The organism is Hydrogenophaga sp. L99, from assembly GCF_058731905.1.
Genome location: NZ_CM178972.1, coordinates 280,101 through 298,820, shown reverse-complemented (window position 1 = coordinate 298,820; position 18,720 = coordinate 280,101). Strand labels below are relative to the sequence as shown.

At 67.4% G+C, this 18,720-nt stretch carries 15 protein-coding genes and 1 tRNA gene; 6 read left to right on the top strand and 10 right to left on the bottom strand.

The genetic code is table 11. The annotated features are described in order from the left end of the window. Window positions 1-2 precede the first annotated feature (2 nt). The 4 genes from AC4QBL_RS01300 (at window position 3) to AC4QBL_RS01285 (ending at window position 7,073) form a co-directional block, all read left to right on the top strand. On the top strand, window positions 3-2,066 hold the full coding sequence (locus AC4QBL_RS01300) for an autotransporter assembly complex protein TamA (protein WP_472906770.1): 2,064 nt from the start codon (window positions 3-5) through the stop codon (window positions 2,064-2,066). Between the two features lie 6 nt (window positions 2,067-2,072). Next, window positions 2,073-6,326, top strand: coding sequence for a translocation/assembly module TamB domain-containing protein (locus tag AC4QBL_RS01295; RefSeq protein ID WP_472906771.1), 4,254 nt, complete (start codon window positions 2,073-2,075; stop codon window positions 6,324-6,326). Window positions 6,327-6,412: 86 nt separating this feature from the next. Beyond that, window positions 6,413-6,487 (top strand) — tRNA-Arg (locus AC4QBL_RS01290). Window positions 6,488-6,524: 37 nt separating this feature from the next. Further along, a complete protein-coding gene (locus AC4QBL_RS01285; protein ID WP_472906772.1) occupies window positions 6,525-7,073 on the top strand; it encodes a DsrE family protein in 549 nt (182 codons plus the stop codon). Between the two features lie 21 nt (window positions 7,074-7,094). On the opposite strand, the gene AC4QBL_RS01280 is transcribed toward AC4QBL_RS01285, so the two are convergent. Together AC4QBL_RS01280 and AC4QBL_RS01275 are read right to left on the bottom strand one after the other, a co-directional pair. Further along, complete coding sequence (locus AC4QBL_RS01280; RefSeq protein WP_472902073.1) at window positions 7,095-9,428, bottom strand: methyl-accepting chemotaxis protein; 2,334 nt, start codon at window positions 9,426-9,428, stop codon at window positions 7,095-7,097. A 155-nt stretch (window positions 9,429-9,583) separates the two neighbouring features. Next, a complete protein-coding gene (locus tag AC4QBL_RS01275) occupies window positions 9,584-11,191 on the bottom strand; it encodes an ABC transporter permease (RefSeq protein ID WP_472906773.1) in 1,608 nt (535 codons plus the stop codon). 120 nt (window positions 11,192-11,311) lie between these two features. Here AC4QBL_RS01275 and AC4QBL_RS01270 point away from each other — a divergent pair, with 120 nt between their 5' ends. Continuing rightward, complete coding sequence (locus tag AC4QBL_RS01270) at window positions 11,312-12,439, top strand: ABC transporter ATP-binding protein (RefSeq protein WP_472902071.1); 1,128 nt, start codon at window positions 11,312-11,314, stop codon at window positions 12,437-12,439. A gap of 43 nt (window positions 12,440-12,482) precedes the next feature. On the opposite strand, the gene AC4QBL_RS01265 is transcribed toward AC4QBL_RS01270, so the two are convergent. The 6 genes from AC4QBL_RS01265 to AC4QBL_RS01240 all read right to left on the bottom strand — a co-directional run bounded on the left by AC4QBL_RS01265 (window position 12,483) and on the right by AC4QBL_RS01240 (window position 15,775). Further along, window positions 12,483-13,124 carry a cyclic nucleotide-binding domain-containing protein gene (locus tag AC4QBL_RS01265; protein ID WP_472906774.1) on the bottom strand — a complete coding sequence of 214 codons (642 nt, stop codon included), beginning with the start codon at window positions 13,122-13,124 and terminating at the stop codon, window positions 12,483-12,485. 77 nt (window positions 13,125-13,201) lie between these two features. Then, window positions 13,202-13,591, bottom strand: a complete 390-nt coding sequence (locus AC4QBL_RS01260; RefSeq protein ID WP_472902069.1) for a DUF2946 family protein — start codon at window positions 13,589-13,591, stop codon at window positions 13,202-13,204. 35 nt (window positions 13,592-13,626) lie between these two features. Continuing rightward, entirely contained in the window at window positions 13,627-14,064 is a 438-nt protein-coding gene (locus AC4QBL_RS01255; protein ID WP_472906775.1) for a hypothetical protein, read from the bottom strand. A 43-nt stretch (window positions 14,065-14,107) separates the two neighbouring features. Further along, complete coding sequence (locus AC4QBL_RS01250; protein WP_472906776.1) at window positions 14,108-14,584, bottom strand: copper chaperone PCu(A)C; 477 nt, start codon at window positions 14,582-14,584, stop codon at window positions 14,108-14,110. A gap of 79 nt (window positions 14,585-14,663) precedes the next feature. After that, window positions 14,664-15,317: an SCO family protein gene (locus AC4QBL_RS01245; RefSeq protein ID WP_472906777.1), complete on the bottom strand. Its 654-nt coding sequence runs from the start codon at window positions 15,315-15,317 to the stop codon at window positions 14,664-14,666. 65 nt (window positions 15,318-15,382) lie between these two features. Further along, window positions 15,383-15,775, bottom strand: coding sequence for a DUF2946 family protein (locus AC4QBL_RS01240; RefSeq protein WP_472906778.1), 393 nt, complete (start codon window positions 15,773-15,775; stop codon window positions 15,383-15,385). Between the two features lie 131 nt (window positions 15,776-15,906). Here AC4QBL_RS01240 and AC4QBL_RS01235 point away from each other — a divergent pair, with 131 nt between their 5' ends. Then, the gene (locus tag AC4QBL_RS01235; RefSeq protein WP_472902064.1) at window positions 15,907-16,551 is read left to right on the top strand and encodes a glutathione S-transferase; all 645 of its coding nucleotides are present in this window, start codon (window positions 15,907-15,909) and stop codon (window positions 16,549-16,551) included. Window positions 16,552-16,562: 11 nt separating this feature from the next. Here the strand turns inward: AC4QBL_RS01235 and AC4QBL_RS01230 are convergent, their stop codons facing one another. Both AC4QBL_RS01230 and AC4QBL_RS01225 read right to left on the bottom strand, forming a co-directional pair. Further along, on the bottom strand, window positions 16,563-17,315 hold the full coding sequence (locus AC4QBL_RS01230) for a lysophospholipid acyltransferase family protein (protein ID WP_472902063.1): 753 nt from the start codon (window positions 17,313-17,315) through the stop codon (window positions 16,563-16,565). Beyond that, a complete protein-coding gene (locus AC4QBL_RS01225; RefSeq protein ID WP_472902062.1) occupies window positions 17,312-18,655 on the bottom strand; it encodes a dihydroorotase in 1,344 nt (447 codons plus the stop codon). Before AC4QBL_RS01225 ends, AC4QBL_RS01230 begins: the two co-directional genes overlap by 4 nt. Window positions 18,656-18,720 lie beyond the last annotated feature (65 nt).

The window sequence follows — 18,720 nt, the reverse complement described above, 5'->3', positions numbered from 1 at the left end:
GCATGAACCTTTACTTTTTATGCCGTGTGGGTGTCACACGGCTGATGGTGCTGGCGCTGGCCTGCCTGCTGCCAACAGCGGCGCTGGCCCAGGGCGAACCGCCAACACAAGCCGCTGCGGTGGACACGGCGGCCCCATTGCTGCCCGCAGAAGCCCGCATCGACACGGTGGTCGACACCACCGTGGACGGAACCCCCACGCAGCGCCGGCGTAACGGCCAACCCCGCCCGCCCGCCGAACCCCGGTTTGACATTGACCTGCAAGCCACCCCCGAGCTCAGCGATTTTTTGCTGCGCCACCTGGAACTGCAGCGCTTTCGCACCCTGCGCGACCTGGACGCCAACGAGCTGGAGCGCCTGCTGGAAGCCGCCCCGGACAATCTGCGCGATCTGCTGGGCACGCTGGGCTATTTCGCGCCGGTGATCGAAGTCAGCCTCACGCCGGCACCCACGGCAACGCCCACAGCGCAGGAGGCTGCTGCGGCCGAGAGCAGCCGCGGCAAGCTGGGCACGGTGACGGTGCGGGTCGAGCCGGGGCCGGTCACACGGGTGGCGTCGGCCAACGTGTACTTCAAAGGCGACATTGCCACCGCCCCGCAAGCGGCCGAGCAGCGCGAAGCCATTCGCCGCAGCGGCACGCTGGCCACTGGCGTGGCCTTTTCGCAAGCCGACTGGGACCGCGCCAAAACCACTGCCCTGCGCCAGCTGATCGCGCAGCGCTACCCGGCCGGGCGCATTGACAACAGCCTGGCCGACATTGACGCCACCACCCAAAGCGCCAACCTGTACATCGAACTCGACTCGGGGCCTTCGGTGCAGGTGGGCGAGGTTCGGGTTGAGGGCATCGAACGCTACGACCCGACCACGGTGGAGCGCCTGGTGCGGCTGGCCGGGCTCACGCCGGGCAGCGACTACAACCTGGAAAAACTGCAGGCCGCGCAACAACTGATTGCGGAAAGCGGCTATTTCGATTCGGTGTTTGTGTATGTGGACCCGGTCAGCGAAGCACAGACCTCACCCGTGGTGGTGCAGGTGCGCGAGACCAAGCGCAAGATGCTGGTGCTGGGTGTGGGCGGCAGCACCGACAAAGGGGCCCGCCTGTCCATAGAACACACGCACCACCGCGTGCCGGGCATTGGCTGGCGGGCCTTGAACAAACTCCAGCTCGAACGCGACGACCAACTGGCCAGCACCGTCTGGAGCGCGCCGGTGAACGACAAGGGTTGGCGATGGATCAGCAGCGGGCAGGTGGCACGCCAGCTCGATGGTTTAACGACCACCACCAGCCAGCGACTGCGCGCTGGCCAGGCCCAGGACACCGCCGATCTGGACCGCAGCTTCTTCCTGCAATACGACCGCGCACGGGCCGTCAACACCGCATTGCGCAGCCTGCTGCCGACGCCAGCCGAATCATCGGTGTCGGCCAACTACGCGTGGACACGCCGGCGCTTCAACGACCTGGTGTTCCCCGAGTCGGGTCATGGGCTGAGCGTGGAGCTGGGCGTGGGGACCACACTGGACGAAGCCCGGCTGCCGTTCACCCGCGCGCAGGCCCGCTGGCTGGGCTACTGGCCGATCAGCGCGCTCGGCAGTGCACCGCGCACCGCGCCGATGGGGGAAGCCCGCCCCGAAGCAGACGACACGGGCCGCGCCGGCCGCCTGGCGCTGCGGCTGCAGGGTGGCGCGCTGTGGGCCAAACAAGATGCCCCGGTGCCCGAAACCCAGTTGTTTTTGACCGGTGGTGACACCACGGTGCGCGGCTATGGTCTGCGCGACATTGGCGTGCCCCAGCCCGACGGCAGCGTGTCGCCGGGTCGCTACCTGGCGGTGGCCAGCCTCGAATGGCAGCGCCCGGTGTGGCGCAACGGCACGCGCTCACCCTGGGAAAGCGTGGTGTTTGTGGACGCCGGTGCGGTGGCCAACATGCCAGGCGACTTGCGCCCGAAATGGGGCGTGGGCGCTGGCATGCGCTACAACAGCCCGGTGGGCCCTTTGCAGGTGGACCTGGCTTATGGCCTGGACAGCAAGCGCCTGCGCGTGCACCTCAACGTCGGCTTCAGCTTCTGACGCGGCATGAACAGTCCCACCCCTCAAGACCCCCAAACACCGGCTGCACCGGTAGAACACGCGGCAAGCACCCGCCGCCGGCCGCTGCGCGCTGTGCTGCAGGCCGTCGCAGGCACGGCGCGCGGCGCGGGCTGGCTGGGTGTGTGGCTACCCGGTGCCTTGCTGGCCCTGCTGCTGGCGGCTGGCGTGGCGCTGTGGCTGTGGGCCGCCACACCGGGCTCGCTGGCCCAAACCCTGGCCTGGGCCCAGGCCTACACCGAGCCCCGTGCGGGCAGCACCGGCGTGCTGACCGCTACCGGTGTGCAGGGCAGCCTGCGCGCCGGTGGCCAGATTGCGCATTTGCAGTGGTCGCGAGCCGGCTTGTCGGTCAAGGCCACCGACGTGCGTGTGAGCCTCGGACCCCGCTTGTGGATCGACGCCGCGCTGGGCCGCGGCCTGCATGTGGATGCGCTCGACATCGAGCGGCTGGACATCACCGACCAGCGCCCGCCCAGCCCCACCGAACCACTGCAGGCGCTCACCTTGCCGCTGGCGCTTACCCTGCCCTGGTCGGTGGACGAACTGGTGCTCAACGGCGCACAACCCCTGAACCTGCGGGCGGTCAAAGGCATTTACCGCTACGGCCGCACCGACACGCCACCGGCACCCGGCATGGCCGAGGCCCACCGGCTCACGCTGGAGTCGCTACAAGTAGCGGGCGGGCGCTACCGCCTGCAGGCCGCGCTGGGGGCACAAACGCCCATGCCGCTCACGCTGGACGTGCAAGGCGACGTACAAACCAGCGTGCCCGGTGGCAGCAGCATCACCCTGCAAGCCACCGCGCAGGCCCGTGGCTTTCTGAGCGGGCTCAGCGCCACGCTGGACGTGACAGCGCGTGTGCACACCCAGTCGGGCGTGGCACCCCTATCGACCACCGCCCCGAGCGCCACACCCACGCTGGTGGCGCATGCCCAGGTCATGCCCTGGGCCACGCAACCGCTGGCCCGCGCCGACGCCACCGCGCACCAGCTCAACCTCGCCACCCTGTGGCCCGATGCGCCAGTGACCGCGCTCTCGGGCACGCTGCAGGCGCAACCCGATGGCGACGCCTGGCGCGCCACCGTGCGCCTGAGCAACGCGCTCAGCGGACCCGCCGACCGCCAGCGCCTGCCACTGCAAAGCTTGCAAGCCGACGTGGAACAGCAAGGCACCCGCTGGACCGTTTCCAACCTGGACGCCCAACTCGGTGGCGGGCGCTTGCAAGGCCAGGCCCAAGTGCAGTTGGGCAGCACGGGCACGCCGCCGGTGCCCCGCACCACCACCACGACACCAACGGCCCCAACCCCAGCGGGCGACGCCTGGCAAGGTGACCTGCGCCTGAGCGGTATCAACCCCGCGCTGCTGTGGAGCACGCTGGCGCCTGCGGCCCTGGACGGCAGCCTCACCGCCCGCACCGCCGCGTCGGGCAACGGCCAGGAAACGATTGACCTGAACGCCCTCATTCAACCCAGTGGCCGCCAGCCCGCCGGCACGCAGCTGGCCGGGCTGCGTCTGCGCGAGGTGCGGGCGCAGGGCCGCTGGCAACCCAAACCAGGAAACCCGACCCAAGGCCTGCTGGACCTGCGTGACGCCCAGATCAGCATGGCCGACGCGCAGCTCCAAACCAGCGGGCAGTTCGACACCGCCAGCCGCCAGTTCAAGGGCCAGCTCGCCCTGCAGGTGCCCGGTGCACAAGCGCAATGGCAGGGCCTGCTGGCCCACAGCGCAGGCGAGGGCAACAGCCGCTTGCAACTCGACGACGCCGCCCGCCTGCTCGCCTGGGTGCGCGGTCTGCAAACCCTGCCCGTGGTGGGCCCGCCCCTGCGCGCCTGGCTCGACACCCAGCCCGGCCTGGCCGCACAAGGCAGCGCCAACCTCACGGCCCAGTGGCAAGGCGGCCTGGGCGCTTTGGGCTACCTCGCGCCCGCAGCGGCACCCGTGGGCACCGTGGCACCACTGCCCAAGATGCAAGCCGCACTCAACATACCCCGGCTGGTGCTGCAGCCGGGCACACGCCGCAGCGACAGCACAGGCCAGGCCGCCCCCACCGCCAGCATCACCCTGAGCGCCTGGCGGCTGCAAGCCGACGGCCGCCTGGACGATCTGCAACTGAGCGCGCAAGGCACAGCATCCCAGGCGCCCTGGAGCGGCGCGTTGGACACCCAGGGGCAGCTGAAAAGCAGCAAGCCAGGCCCAAGCGGCGCCGCCAGCTGGCAAACAGGCCGGCTCGACCTGAGCCGCCTGCAGCTGCGCGTGAGCGATGCGTCGCGCAACGACCGCGTCACCGACTGGACCTTGCAAAACAACCAGCCCCTGGCTCTGCAATGGCAAACCACCGCACAGGGCCTGCGCCTGGACGCGGGCGCAGGGCGCCTGCAGCTGCTGCCCGCCGTGCGCCGCACCACCCCCAGCCAGCCCCCCGCGCCCCACCTCGGCACCACCCCGCTGAGCATCGTCTGGGACAGCCTGGTCTGGCAAGCCGGCGCCCTGCAAACGAGCGGGCGCCTGAGCGACCTGCCGCTGGCCTGGGTGGAGGTGCTGGGCACCGCCGAAGGGGCCAAAAACGGCCCCCTGACCCGCGCAGGCCTGAGCGGCAACCTGGTGTTTGATGGCCGCTGGGACGTGCTGTTGCCGGCCGATGCCAACACCCCGCTGCGCCTGTCGGCCGCACTCCAGCGCAGCCGTGGCGATCTCACCGTGCAAACCGATGGTGCCCAGGCCAGCAATGGCCAGCGCCTGCAAGCTGGCATACAGCAGGCCCAGCTCAGCCTCAGCGCCCAGGGCAGCGCCGTGCAAGCCAGCCTGCGCTGGGCCAGCGAGCGCCTGGGCCAGGCATCGGCCGACCTCAGCACCGAACTCAGCCTGCGCAGCACACCGGCCAGCGGCGCCAGCACGCTGGACCGCTGGTGGCCCGCCAGCGCCCCCCTGCGCGGCACGGCCACCGCGCAGTTGCCCCAAGTGGGCGTGTGGTCCGCGCTCGTGCCGCCCGGCTGGCGCATGCGCGGCACGCTCCAGGCCAACGCCGCCCTGGCCGGCACCCGCGGTGCGCCGCAATGGAGCGGCACTCTGCAGGCCGACCAGCTCGGCCTGCGCTCGGTGGTGGACGGTTTTGCTTTTTCCAACGGCCAGCTGCGTGCCACCCTGGCCGGCGACAAAGTCACCATCGAGCGCTTCAGCCTGCAAGGCCCGCGCGGCGCCGAGCCAGGCGGCACGCTGGAAGCCACAGGCACCGCCGAGTGGCGGGCGGTCGAAGGCAGCGTGTTGCGCCAGCCCTTCATCGAACTCAAAGCCACCGCGTCCAAGCTGCGGGTGTCCAACCGGGCCGACCGGCGCCTCACGCTGTCGGGCCAGCTCAACGCCCAGCTCGCAGGGCCTCGGCTGCAAATACGCGGCCAGCTCAACACCGACTCGGCCCTCTTTGTGTTGCCCGACGAACTCGCCCCCACCCTCGGCGGCGACGTGGTGGTGCGCGGCACCTTCAGCGCCCCCGAAGGCACCGACACCGTGCGCGTGCAACCCGACGTGCTGATCGACCTGGACCTGGGCGATCAATTTGAAGTGCGCGGGCGCGGCCTGCAAACCCGCCTGAGCGGCCAGCTCAGCGTGCGCAGCACACCGGCCGTGCCGGCGCCGCGGGTGCTGGGTGAAGTGCGCGCCGTCAGCGGCACCTACCGCGCCTACGGTCAGCAGCTCAGCATCGAAACCGGCGTGCTGCGCTTCACCGGCCCCTACGACGACCCCACGCTCGACATCCTGGCTGTGCGCCCCCAGCAAGGCACCGGCGGCCAGCGCGTCGGCGTTCAAATCACCGGCAGCGCCCAGAGCCCACGGGTGCGCCTGTTTTCCGACCCCGAATTGCCCGACAGCGAAAAACTCGCCTGGCTGGTGCTGGGCCGCCCCGCCACCGGCGCCGGCGCCGAAGCCGCCGTGCTGCAACAAGCCGCCATGGCCTTGCTGGCCCGCAACAGCAGCAGCAATGACCGCGGGCTGGCCAGCTCGCTCGGGCTGGACGAACTCGGCTTTCGCGGCCAGGCCACCAACGCCGACGGCACCACCGCCGCCGCTGCGCTGACGCTGGGCAAGCGCATTTCCAGCGACCTCTACCTGGCCTACGAACGCAGCCTGGCCGGCACCATGGGCACCGTGTCCATCTTCTACGACGTGTCCCGCTACCTCACCCTGCGCGCCCGTGCCGGGGAAGAAAACGCGGTCGACCTGATCTTCACCGTGCGCTATGACTGAGCCTTGGCCAAGGCCCGCCGCCCAACGCATCAACACGCCTTTACAATCCCGTCACCCCGCCCGGTACCGCGCGGGCAAAAGAGCGTGCCGCCATAGTTCAATGGATAGAACGAGTGCCTCCTAAGCGCTAGATACAGGTTCGATTCCTGTTGGTGGTACCACATCTGACCCGTACGCGGGTCCACCGGGAGACACTGCATGCACACCGCCCCTCCCCGCCGTTTCAACAACGCCACGGCCCTAGCCTGCTGCCTCGCTGCGCTGGCCGGCATGGCACTGCTAGCGCCCAGCGCGCAGGCGCAAGCCAGGTTTGTGCAAACGCCTTACAAAAACCCCAAGGCTTTGTTCGACATTTACCTGGACAACCCGGCCAAGATGGGCGCGGCCTTGTACTGGCTGCGCTCGTTCATGAACCCGCTGACCGAGGCGCCCTACAGCCTGTTCAACGACGACATGAGTGTGATCGTGGTGCTGCACGGCACCGAGCTGGTGACCGTGGCGAAGCAGAACGAGGACAAGTACGAATCTGTGGTGCAACGCATGCGCTACTACGCCGACCAGGGTGTGAAGTTCAAGGTGTGCGGCCTGGCGCTGCAAGATTTTGGCTACTCACTGGCCGACATGCAGGACTTTGTGGAAGTGACGCCTTCGGCCATGACCGAGCTGGTGCACTGGCAAAACCAGGGCTACGGGCTGATCACGCCGGTGGTGACCGACAAGCGTTTTTCCATTGAAGACATTCGCTGAGCGGCGCGCCCGCGCGCGCCCTTAAAACCCCAGGCGCTTGGCCGACGCGAGCACCAGCACCACGTCGCCGGTAGCGGCTGAAAACGGTGTGCCAGGTGCCAAAGCTTCTTCGGCCTGACGGAACTGGCGCCGGTTGATCAGCTCACCCACTTCCGCGGCGACCTGGTGAAACCGTTTGTGCTGCGAAATCAGGGTGGTGAAACTCGGCCGCGCGCTCAAGCGCTGGCCGTCCGCATAAATCCATTTGCCCAGTGCACAACAGTCGTCCCGCGCCAAGGTGGCGGTGTCGACCTGGTCGCGATTTTCAATGGCGTCACGCAGCTTCACTTTCCACTGGCGGTGGGCGTCAATGATGCTGTCCACGTCAATGCCTTCCACCAGCACCTTGGGCCCGCCTGCGCCCGGCAGGCGAAACTCGTCCACCTGCGCGGCCATGCGCACGGCTGCGGTGCGTTGCGCGGCGGCTGCGGTGGCGGTTTCTTCCACCAGGGTGGCGTTGGCCTGGGTGTTGCGGTCCAGCTCCTGCACCGCCTGGCCAATCTGGCCAATGCCCATGCTTTGTTCGCGGGTGCCGCTGGCCACCTCGTCGAGCAGCTGGCGCACCTGGTCGGCATGCTGGACGATTTCACCCATGGTGTCGCCAGCGGTGCGCACCACGTGCATGCCGCTGTCCACATCGGTCACGCTCGACGCGATCAGCCGCTTGATTTCCTTGGCCGCCTCAGCACTGCGCCCGGCCAGGTTGCGCACCTCGGCAGCCACCACCGCAAACCCGCGCCCCTGCTCACCCGCCCGCGCCGACTCGACCGCTGCGTTCAGCGCCAGGATGTTGGTCTGAAAGGCAATCCCGTCAATCACGCCGATGATGTCGTTGATCTTGCGCGACGACGACTGGATGCGCTCCATGGTCTGCACCACCTCCTGCATCACCGCGCCACCGCGCTCGGCCACCTGGGCGTTGTCCACCGCGATCACCGAAGCCCGGCGCGCAGAGTCGGCCGTGTGCTCCACCGACGAGGTGGTTTCTTCCAGCGCGGCAGAAGACTGCTCCAGCGCGGCAGCCGCCGCTTCGGTGCGCGTGGACAGGTCCCGCGTGCCGTTGGCAATCTCCTGGCTCGCGTCCAACACCTCGGCACTGGCGCCCTGCACCTGCTGCACCGTTTCGCGCAGCGAGACCTGCATGAAGCCCACCTCGCGCAGCAGGTCGCTCACCTCGTCCCGGCCTTTGCTGTCGATCTGGGCGCGCAAGTCCCCCATGCTGATGGCCATGAGGTGGCGGCGCAGCACCTTGAAGCCACCAAACATGGAGCGGTAAAAACCCATGGCCAAAAACACCGCCAGCGACAAGCCCACCACCGCCACCGACAGCGTGATCCAGAGCTGGTTGAGCAGGCTCTGCTCGCGCTGCTGCAGGAGCTGGTCCAGCACCGACAGGTTGTTCTGCACCTGCTGGTATTGGGTGTCCAGGGTCCGGTTGGCCTGGGCCACAAAGGCGGGCGCATCGCCCTGCACCTGCAACGCGCCCGGCGCAAACAGCTGCGCCAGCGTTTGCACATAAGCGTCGGTGGCAGCCACGGCGTCCCGCATCAGGTTTTTGGCCAGCGCCGGCTCGGCCGCCTGCACCTTGGCCAGCTCTGTTTTGGCGTTGCCCAGTTCGTGCGCCATGAGCGCACGCAGCTCGCCCATGCGGGCCGCTTGCACCGGCTCCAGCGCACCGGCACGCAACGCGCTGGCGGCCAGGCCGCGCAGCTCACCGGTGCGGCGAATCACCTCGGGGGCGCGCATCAGCGTGGCGCTCATCAGGTAGTAAGAAGCCAGCTCGGGATCCAAAGCCAGGCCGGAGCGGTCGGTGACGCTGGCCAGCAACTGGCTGAGCTGGCGGGAAAGCGCCGTCATGGCGGTGTAGACCTCTGTGGGCGTGGCTTGAGGCGTGTTTCGAACGCCAGCCAGCGCCTCATCAATCTGCGCCCATTCGGCCTCCAAACCCCAGGGCCTCCCCATCTGCGTGTGCAGCTGGCGAACCTGGGTCAGCTGGGCTTCGAAACGCTGGCGCACAGGCTCCACCGCCTGCGCCGAATCTCCCAGCGCCTGGCTGCGGGCGGCGTAGCGCCAGTCGTCAGAAGCCTGCATCAAGCCATAAACCTGCTGGGCATACAGCACGCCCTGGCGCTCGTTCGCCACGAAGGCCAGATCTTTGCGCTCGCCGGCCAAAAAGCCCGCCAGCAGCCACACCATAGGCAACAAAAAGGCCGTTGAAATCAGCGCCATCTTGCCCGGAAAGCGCAGGCCCCGCATGATGTTGGCAGCAGGCCGCCACAACGTCCAATTGACCAACCGCAGTCCCTTTTTACCCATGGCGCGCTTCCTTTTGTATTGCATTCGGTCTTAAGCGTATCGGCACGCTGCGCAAAAGCATTAACAAAAGAAACACGGAAACACGGCGCTTATTTGCGGCTTGGGCGGTGTGCAGACCGCGCTGGGGGCCGGTCACCGGCGCCCGGCCACGGGCATCAGCGCTGGCGCAGGGTGCGGCTCAGCAGCATCACAGGCACCAGACCCACCAGCACCAGGGTGAGCGCGGGCAGCGCGGCTTCGCCCAGGCGCTCGTCGCGCGCCAGCTGGTAAGTCACCACGGCCAGCGTGTCGCTGTTGAACGGGCGCAGCACCAGCGTGGCCGGCAGTTCTTTCATCACGTCCACAAACACCAGCAACGCAGCGGCGGCGGTGGATCGCTTCAGCAGCGGCCAGTGCACCCGCGCGGCCAGGCCCAGGCCGGTGGTGCCGAGCATGCGGGCCGAATCGTCCAGGCTGGCCGGTATGCGGGCATACCCGCTTTGCACCGACTGCAAGGCCACCGCTGTGAAGCGCACCAGATACGCCCACACAATGCCCAGCGCCGTGGCCGTGATCCAGTACCCCACGCTGGACTCGGGCCGCACCATTTGCACCCAGCCCACCGGCAGCAAAATGCCCACCACGATCACCGCGCCCGGCACCGCGTAGCCCAGGCTGGCCAGCTGCACCACGCCACGGGTGGCTGCGCTCGGGCGGGCGCGCACCGCAAACGCCAGCGCCAGCGCCAGCGCGGTGGCCAGCGCTGCGCTGAGCCCGGCCAGCCACACACTGTTGCGCGACCACTGCACAAAGGCGGTCCAGGGCAGATCGTCCCAGCCGCCAATGAGCGGGCGCAGCATGAAGAGCACCGGCAACACAAAGCCAAACAAGATGGGCAACACACACACCAGCACCGCCATGGCGGCGCGCCCGCCGCGCAAGCGCACCGGCTGGGCTTCGGTGCTGCCCGCGCGCTGGCCGCGCAAGGTGGAAAAACGCATGCGCTTCTGGGCCCGGTGCTCCAGCCACAACAACAGCGCCACGGTGGCCAGCAGCATGGTGGCCAGCTGGGCGGCGGCAGACCGGTTGTCCATCGCCAGCCAGGCTTTGTAAATGCCAGCGGTGAAGGTCTGGATGCCGAAATAGCTGGCCACACCGAAGTCGGCCAGGGTTTCCATGAGCGCCAGCGCCACGCCCGCCGCCACGGCGGGGCGCGCCAGCGGCAAGGCCACCTCGCGGATGCGGCGCGACAACGGGGCACCCAGCAAGCGCGCGGCCTCCATCAGCTGCGCGGCGCGCTCGGTCAGGGCCGTGCGCGCCAGCAAATACACATACGGGTACAGCGAAAAGGTAAACACCCAGACCGCGCCGGGCGTGTTGCGAATTTCAGGAAACACGCGCCCGCGCCAGCCAAAGGCATCGCGCAAGCCCACTTGCAGCGGCCCGCTGAACTGAAGAAAGTCGGTGTAGGCGTAGGCCACCACATAGGCCGGCATGGCCAGCGGCAGCAGCAGCGCCCATTCAAAAATACGCCGGCCAGGGAAATCAAACAAGGTGACCGCGCTGGCCGTGCCCATGCCCACCACCGCCACACCCACCGCCACGCTCACGCACAGCAGCACGGTGGTGAGCGCGTACTCCGGCAGCACCGTTTGCGCCATCTGGCTCAGCACGTCGCGGGCGGCGGCGTCAAACTGCAGCCACGACCCGCCCAGCGACAGCACCGGCAGCGTGAGCAACAGTGCAAACAGCATCAAAGAAGCCAGAGCCAACCAGCGCAGCATGGGCAGAACGAAGTTAAAAAGTGACCGCTGGTGGGGGCACGCCGCCAACCAACAAGGCGCTGGGAGGCGGTTGACCCACATCAACACAAATGAGAATTGTAGTTATCTACAATAAGACCCATGTTCCTGAACGTCTCCCACCTCAGCGTGCAATACCCCGGCCAGCCGCAAGCGGCGGTGGACGGTGTGTCGTTGGGCTTGCGCGCAGGCGACATCGGCGTGCTCATTGGCCCGTCGGGTTGCGGCAAAACCACCCTGCTGCGCGCCGTGGCCGGGCTGGAGCGCGCCAGCAGCGGCAGCATCACCCTGCAAGGCGAAACCGTGAGCGACGGCCTGCACCACATGCCGGCCGAAGAACGCCGCATTGGCATGGTGTTTCAAGATTACGCGCTGTTCCCCCACCTCGACGTGGGGCGCAACGTGGCCTTCGGCATCCACCGCCTGCCCCGCGCCGAGCGCGACCACCGGGTGGCCGAAGTGCTCAAGCTGGTGGGGCTGGACGGCATGCAAAGCCGCTTTCCGCACGAGCTGTCGGGCGGGCAACAGCAGCGCGTGGCCCTGGCCCGCGCACTGGCTCCCAACCCGCGCCTGCTGTTGCTGGACGAACCGTTTTCCAACTTGGACGTGGACCTGCGCGAGCGCCTGGCCCACGAAGTGCGCGCCATTTTGAAAGCCGCCGGAGCCACGGCGCTGTTCGTCACCCACGATCAGCTGGAAGCGTTTGCCATTGGCGACGTGATCGGCGTGATGCATGAAGGCCACCTGCACCAGTGGGACGACGCCTATGCGCTCTACCACCGCCCCGCCACCCGCTTCGTGGCCGAATTCATTGGCCACGGCGTGTTTGCGCCGGCACAGATTCGACTGGTGGGCAACGAGGTGTCGGTGCAAACCCCGCTGGGTGCCCTGAAAGATGTGGACGAATGCCCCCTGCCCAGCGCCTACGAGGCGGGCCTGTGCGACGTGCTGTTGCGAGCCGATGACATCGTGCACGACGACCATGCGCCAGTGAAGGCGCAGATCATCCGCAAGGCGTTTCGCGGCTCCGAGTTTCTCTACACGCTGCGCCTGAACAGCGGCGAAACGCTGATGACCCACGTGCCTTCCCACCACAACCACGCGGTAGGCGAATGGATCGGCATCCGCGCCGAGGTGGACCACGTGGTCACGTTTGCGCGCGGCGCAACGGCCACGTCGGCGCCGGCCCCAGGTGTGGCACGCCACCCGCCTGCGCCGGCGGGGCACTGACGGGCTGAAGCCAGCCCAAGGCCCGACCACAGCGCGCTTCACCTCACGCCGCAGCCCCAAGCGGCACGGCAGTGCTGGCCCAAGCGCTGGCGAGACGGCCTGGTGCGGCGGCCGACCAGTCGCGCACAGCGCGCACCGGCCCGCCTTTTCGGCTGCGCGGCGGCAGCAGTTGCGCCAGGGCCCGGCAGACGGTTTCGGTCTTGGCATCGACCAGCAGAGCAACCTCGCGCAGTGCAGGCAGCGCCTGGCGAACGGCATCTGCACCGTTCCCCTGCGGGCGACCAAAGGGCGGCACATCCAGCCCCATGAGCACCAGCAGATGGGTGAGCCGATGCAACACGCTACCGGTGCGCAGCTGCGCCATGTCCTGACTGCGGTGCATGTGCTGCAGCAAGGCCTGTTGCAGCAAGGGCTGCGGCGCCGTGTCAGCAGCAGACGGCACGGCCTCCAGCCGACAGGGGGTGAACGCACTGGCGCTGAGCTGGTAAGGCTGGCCGCACAGGGCCTCCATACCAATCAGATCACCGGGCAACGCCAGCTGGACCGGCTGGCAGACAGGGCCACTGTGGCGATCCAGACGCACAATGCCCTGGACCACGCGCCACACCGAGCCCGACTCGCCCGCCAAAAAAACCGGTTGCTGGCTGGCACAAACCAATTCGACAGAAGAAAACGCGGATGTCATGAAATGCTCCTGAGACCGGCCCGGCGTGTGCGCCAGGCCAACGAACCAGCGAACCCCAGCGGGTCCGCAGCGAAGGTTCAGCTCAGCAGCGGCGGACCACGAGCGCCCGGGCTGGGCGCGTTCAGCACAGACGGCGTGATCGTGAGGAAAGCGGGCGGTGCCCAAAAACCACCCTCCGCAGGCAAAGCCGGCAAGCGGCGCAGCAGCGGTGCAAAGCGCTCCGCCGCCAAAGCGCAATGGCCGCAAAAGTCCAGCGCGTGGCGCAGATCGCCCGCGTGGTCTGGCTCGGTGGGCAGCGCCTGCGCCCCCAGTTGCACCCACTGCAGGCCTTCGGCGGTGCAGACCTCGACCCAGTCACCGACCACCCGCGTGCTAGCCCGTGCTCGCGAAATGCCAGGCGCGAGCACAGCGAGCAGCATCGCGACCAGCAGGCCGCGCGTCAGGGTGCGCATCAAGGGTGAGGACATGCGTGCATCAGCAGATCAAAACAACCGACAAACGATCAGCGCAGACCGTCCAGGTACAGCTTGCTCAGTTGCGCAAACTGCTCGGCGCTGAGGATCTTGCGCAGAGCTTCCACACAGCGATCGCGGCCCTTGAAATGCTCCACTTCAGCCTCGGCAATCTGCTGCATCAGCGCCTCGCGCTCGGCAGCGGGCTTGTTGCCCAGCATGGCCATGCGCAACTCACCGCGCAACGCCACGATCTTTTTTTGCACGCCGAGGCGGCCCGGCATAGCCTGCTGGCGGTAGTCAGCCAACGCCTGGATCTGCTCGGCGCTCAACCTGAGGTCGACCTCGTAGCGCATGGTGAGCGGCATCAGCTCCACCACAGGAAGGGCCGCATCGCCCGGCACACTTTTGGCCAGTGAGAAACCGGTGGCGGCCAACAAGGCCAGCACGATGGCACCCTGGCGCAGGGTGTTCAGTGTGTGGTGCATGGTTTCCTCCGTATAAATAGGGACAAGAAAATGGACGACATATTCAGTGGTGCTTGTGCTCGCCCGCCTTCATGGGCATCGGTGCATTGCCACCACCCAGTGCGGTCACCGGCGCTTTGATTTCTTGCGTAAAGCGTTTTTTGGCGTCGTCTTCAAACACCAGGGTGATAGGCACGCTCTCGCCACCCTTGAGTTGTTGCTTGAGGTCCATCAGCATCACGTGGTAGCCACCGGGTTTGAGCTCCAGGGTGCGGCCAGCGGCCAGGTCCAGACCGGGGACTTGGCGCATGCGCATGATGTCGTTTTCCATCGCCATTTCGTGAATTTCCACCACCCCCGCCACCGGCGAGCTGGCCGATACGAGCCGTGCGTTGGCCGATGGGGTGAGGCGCATGAAGGCGCCCGATGCTTTTTGTGTGGACACGGTGCCACGCACCCACGCGTCTTCCACCTTCACGGTGGTTTGCGCCCAAGCGCTGGCGGTGAGGGTGAGCAAGGCGGTGACGAGCAGTTTTTTCATGGGAACTCCAGTTAAAAAGTGGGTAACAAGGTGGGGAAATAAAAACGCAAAGTGCAATCAGGCTGTAGAAAAAGGCTGGCTAAACCGGTTTTTCGGCCAGCAGCTTTTGTATGTCGGCGGTGTAGTCGGCTGCGGTTTGTTCATGGCGCAGCGCCACCCGAATGTGGCCGGTTCGGTCGAGCAGGTACGTCAACGCGGTGTGGTCCATGGTGTAGCTGCTGCCGGTCGGTATTTTTTTGAAATACACACGAAACTCGCTGGCGGCGGCCTGGATGGCGGCAGCGTCTCCGGTGAGCGCCATGAAGGCCGGATCGAATGCCGCCATGTACTCGCGCAACAAGGCGGGCGTGTCGCGCTCGGGGTCCACCGTGACGAACAACAACTGCACCTGTGCCGCATCGGGCCCCAGCTGCTGCATCACCTCTGAGGCCCGGGCCAGCGCAGTGGGACACACGTCGGGGCATTGCACAAACCCGAAATACAGCATAAGCACCTTGCCGCGGTAGTCGGCCAGTGTGCGGGGCTGCCCGGTCATGTCGGTCAGCGCCAGTTGTCGGCCGTAGGCCGCCCCCGTGACGTCAATGCCTTTGAAAGCCGGTGCTTGTGAAGCACTCGACGCGGGCCCGCAAGCCGTCAGCAGGCCGCTGAGACCCAGACACACTGCCGCCGTGAAACCCAAGGCAATGGCACGCCGTGCAGGCGCAACGACCACCGAAAACAAACCATGAGGCATGCGGCCTCCTGAAAATCCATAAACACGCGCAACCCCTTGCTACAGGGTCTGCGAACCGGGTGATTTCAGGAAGCAGCGGGGGGTGCGCGGGCGTGGGCAACGGCCCACACACCCGAGATCGTGGCGAAGAACAGGAAGGCCGGCGGGGGCTCGGCGCTCAGGAAGGGGCCAACAAAGGCCAATGCTCTGCCGGGTGCGCCAGCAGCACCGCCATGCAGGGTGCCCCACGGGCAAGACTCCGACATGTCTCCCATGGGGTTCGAGGGTGCCTCGCTTGGCGCGCCCAGTTCGGCACCGCCGTCGGCCTTGACCCACACCATGCCGCTCGTGCTGCACACCTCAACCCACTGGGCCTGGCCAGACGCGCTCACCACCGCTTGCGCCACCGTGGGCGCGAGCACGCCGAGCACCATGGCCAGCATTGCCAGCCCAACGGTGAAACGGCGGTAAACACGCATGAAAGACATTCCACAAGTCTATCAGCCGCCACGAGCAGGTGCACGCGGGGCGCCTCTGTTGCCTGCGCGACGTACCCACAGACCCCTCGTCGCTACCATGCAGCCACCCCCAAACCAACGGAGACTCCCCCATGCTCACCCTCTGCGGATTCGCGGCCAGCAACTACTACAACAAGGTCAAACTCGCCCTGCTCGAAAAAGGCGTGCCGTTTGAAGAAGAGCTGGCCTGGGTCGGCCAGACCGACACCGCCGCCAGCCCGCTGGGCAAGGTGCCCTACCTGAAAACCGACGAAGGCACGCTGTGCGAATCCACGGTGATGCTGGAATACATTGAGGCCAAATACCCGCAGCACCCGCTGCTGCCCGCCGACCCCTTTGCAGCCGCCAAAGTGCGCGAGCTGCTGCGCTACCTCGAACTGCACCTGGAGCTGGTGGCGCGCAACCTGTACCCCGAAGCGTTTTTTGGCGGCAAGGTGAGCGACAGCGCCAAGGAAAAGACGGGCCAGCAACTGGAAAAAAACGTGGCGGCCTTTGCCAAGCTGACCCAGTTTTCACCCTTCATTGCGGGCGACACTTTCACCCTGGCCGACTGCGCCGCGCTGGTGCACCTGCCGCTGGTGAGCAGCGCCACCAAAATCATCTACGGGCGCGACTTTCTGGCCGATCTGCCGGTGCGAGACTATTTGAAGCGCCTGGGCGAGCGCGCCACGGTGCAACAGGTGGGCGCTGACCGCAAGGCCAACACCGAACTGATGCTGCAGCGCATGAAAGCCTGAAACCTGGCGCTTCAGCGGGCGCTTGGGGGCGCCTCAAGCAGGCGCTCCACCTCGGTGCGCAGGTCTTGCGCCCAGGCCCGGCGGTCACGGCCATCGTGGGTCTGTGGCTCGCCATAGGCCACCACGGCCTGCAGGCTGCTGGCGCGCAGTGTGGTCCAGATGGACGCGATCAGCGTGGTGTCACCAATGAACACCGGGGCGTCGCTGCGCTGTCCGCTCGCGCCATCCACAAACCGCAAGGCCACCGGCACCACCGGTGCCTGGGCTGCAATGGCCGCCTGAAACAGGTTGGCATGAAAAGGCAGCAGCGTGCGGCCGTCACCTGTGGTGCCCTCGGGGAACACCGCCAGCGTGTCCTGTGCCTGCAGCCGCTCGGCCATGTGGTGCACCACGCGCATGGCGTCGCGCCGGCTTTCGCGCTCAATATAGAGCGTGCCGGCGCCGGTGATCAGCGAGCCCAACACGGGCCAGTGCTTCACGTCGGCCTTGGAGACAAAGCGGGCCGGGTGTGCGGCGTTCATCACCAAAATGTCGAGCCACGACACATGGTTGGCCACCAGCAGCGCCGGGCCTGTGCCGGGCGGTGTATCGCGCACCAACAACTCCACGCCCATGATGCACAGCATCTGGCGCGACCATTCGCGTACGTGCAACTGGGTTTGGGCGGGCGTGAGTTGGGCAAACTCGCTGCGGATGATCCACAGCCCGCGCACCACGTGGCCCACGGCACGCAGTGCGCGCCCGGTGGCGCGCAGGCGGCTCACGCAGCAAAAGCCTGATCGGTGCCCGCAGCCTGGTGGGCAAATTGCCCACCCACCAGCGTGGCACGCACGGAGACCGGCAATTCGTGGCCTTCAAAAGGCGTGTGCTTGCCCTGGCTGCGCAGCGCGCCGCGCTGCACCGTCCAGCCTTGGCTGGGGTCGAACACGCAGAGGTCGGCCACACCGCCCACCGCCAGGCGGCCCACGCTGGCCTGCAACGTACCCAGGCTGGCCCCCAGCACCGCCTGCGGGCCACGGGTGAGCACAGTCAGCGCTTGCATGAGGCTGTGGCCGTCTTGCTGCGCCCATTTGCAGGCCAGGCCCAACAGCAGTTCCACGCCGGTGGCTCCGGGTTCGGCTTCGGCAAACGGGAGTGTCTTGGCATCGCTGTCCACCGGGTTGTGGTCGGACACCAGGGCGTCGATGGTGCCGTCGGCCAGCCCCGCACGCAGCGCGTCGCGGTCGCGCTGCTGGCGCACCGGTGGCTGCAGGCGCAGGCGGCTGTCGTAAAAGCCAATGTCCACGTCGATCAGGTGCAGGTTGTGCACGCTCACATCGCAGGTCACGGGCAGACCTTCGGCCTTGGCCTGGCGCACCAGGGCCAAGCCGGCCGCGCTGCTGATGCGGCACAGGTGCACCCTCGCACCCGGGCTGCCCGCGGGCTTGCCCTGCACCGCGCGCATGAGCTCAAACAAGGTGTGCAGCGCAATGGTTTCGGCGGCTGCCGGAATGCCCGACAAACCCAGCCGCGTGGCCAGCGGACCGCTGGCGGCCACGCCCTTGCCGAGCCAGAAGTCTTGCGGGCGCAGCCACACGGTGTAGCCAAAGGTGGCCGCGTATTGCAGCGCACGCTGCAGCACCTGCACGTTGACGATGGGCACCTCGGCCTGGCCAAAACCAATGCAGCCGGACTCGGTGAGCTCGGCCATTTCGGTCAGCACCTCGCCCTTGAGCCCGCGTGTGAGCGCGCCCAGCGGGAACACGCGCGCCAGGTGCAGTTTTTCAGCACGAAACTTGAGCATGTCCACCAGGCCCGGCTCGTCGAGCACGGGGTCGGTGTCGGGCGGGCACACCAGCGACGTGACGCCACCGGCCACGGCCGCCGCCATTTCGCTCTCCAGCATGCCGGCGTGTTCCTGGCCGGGCTCGCGCAGCCGCACCGACAAGTCCACCAGGCCAGGCGCCACCACGCAACCGCGGGCATCGATGGTGCGGTTGGGCTGAAAGTCGGGCGCGATCTGACCCATGGCGATGATGCGTCCAGCGGCAATCGCCACATCGGCCGGTTCGTCGCGTCCGGTGGCCGGGTCCATGACGCGGCCGTTCTGAATCAGGATTTTCATAGGTTGAACTCTCTCTCTGAAAGCGTGCGGCCGCAGCGCAGGGCCGCCCCAAGCAAGGCCAACCC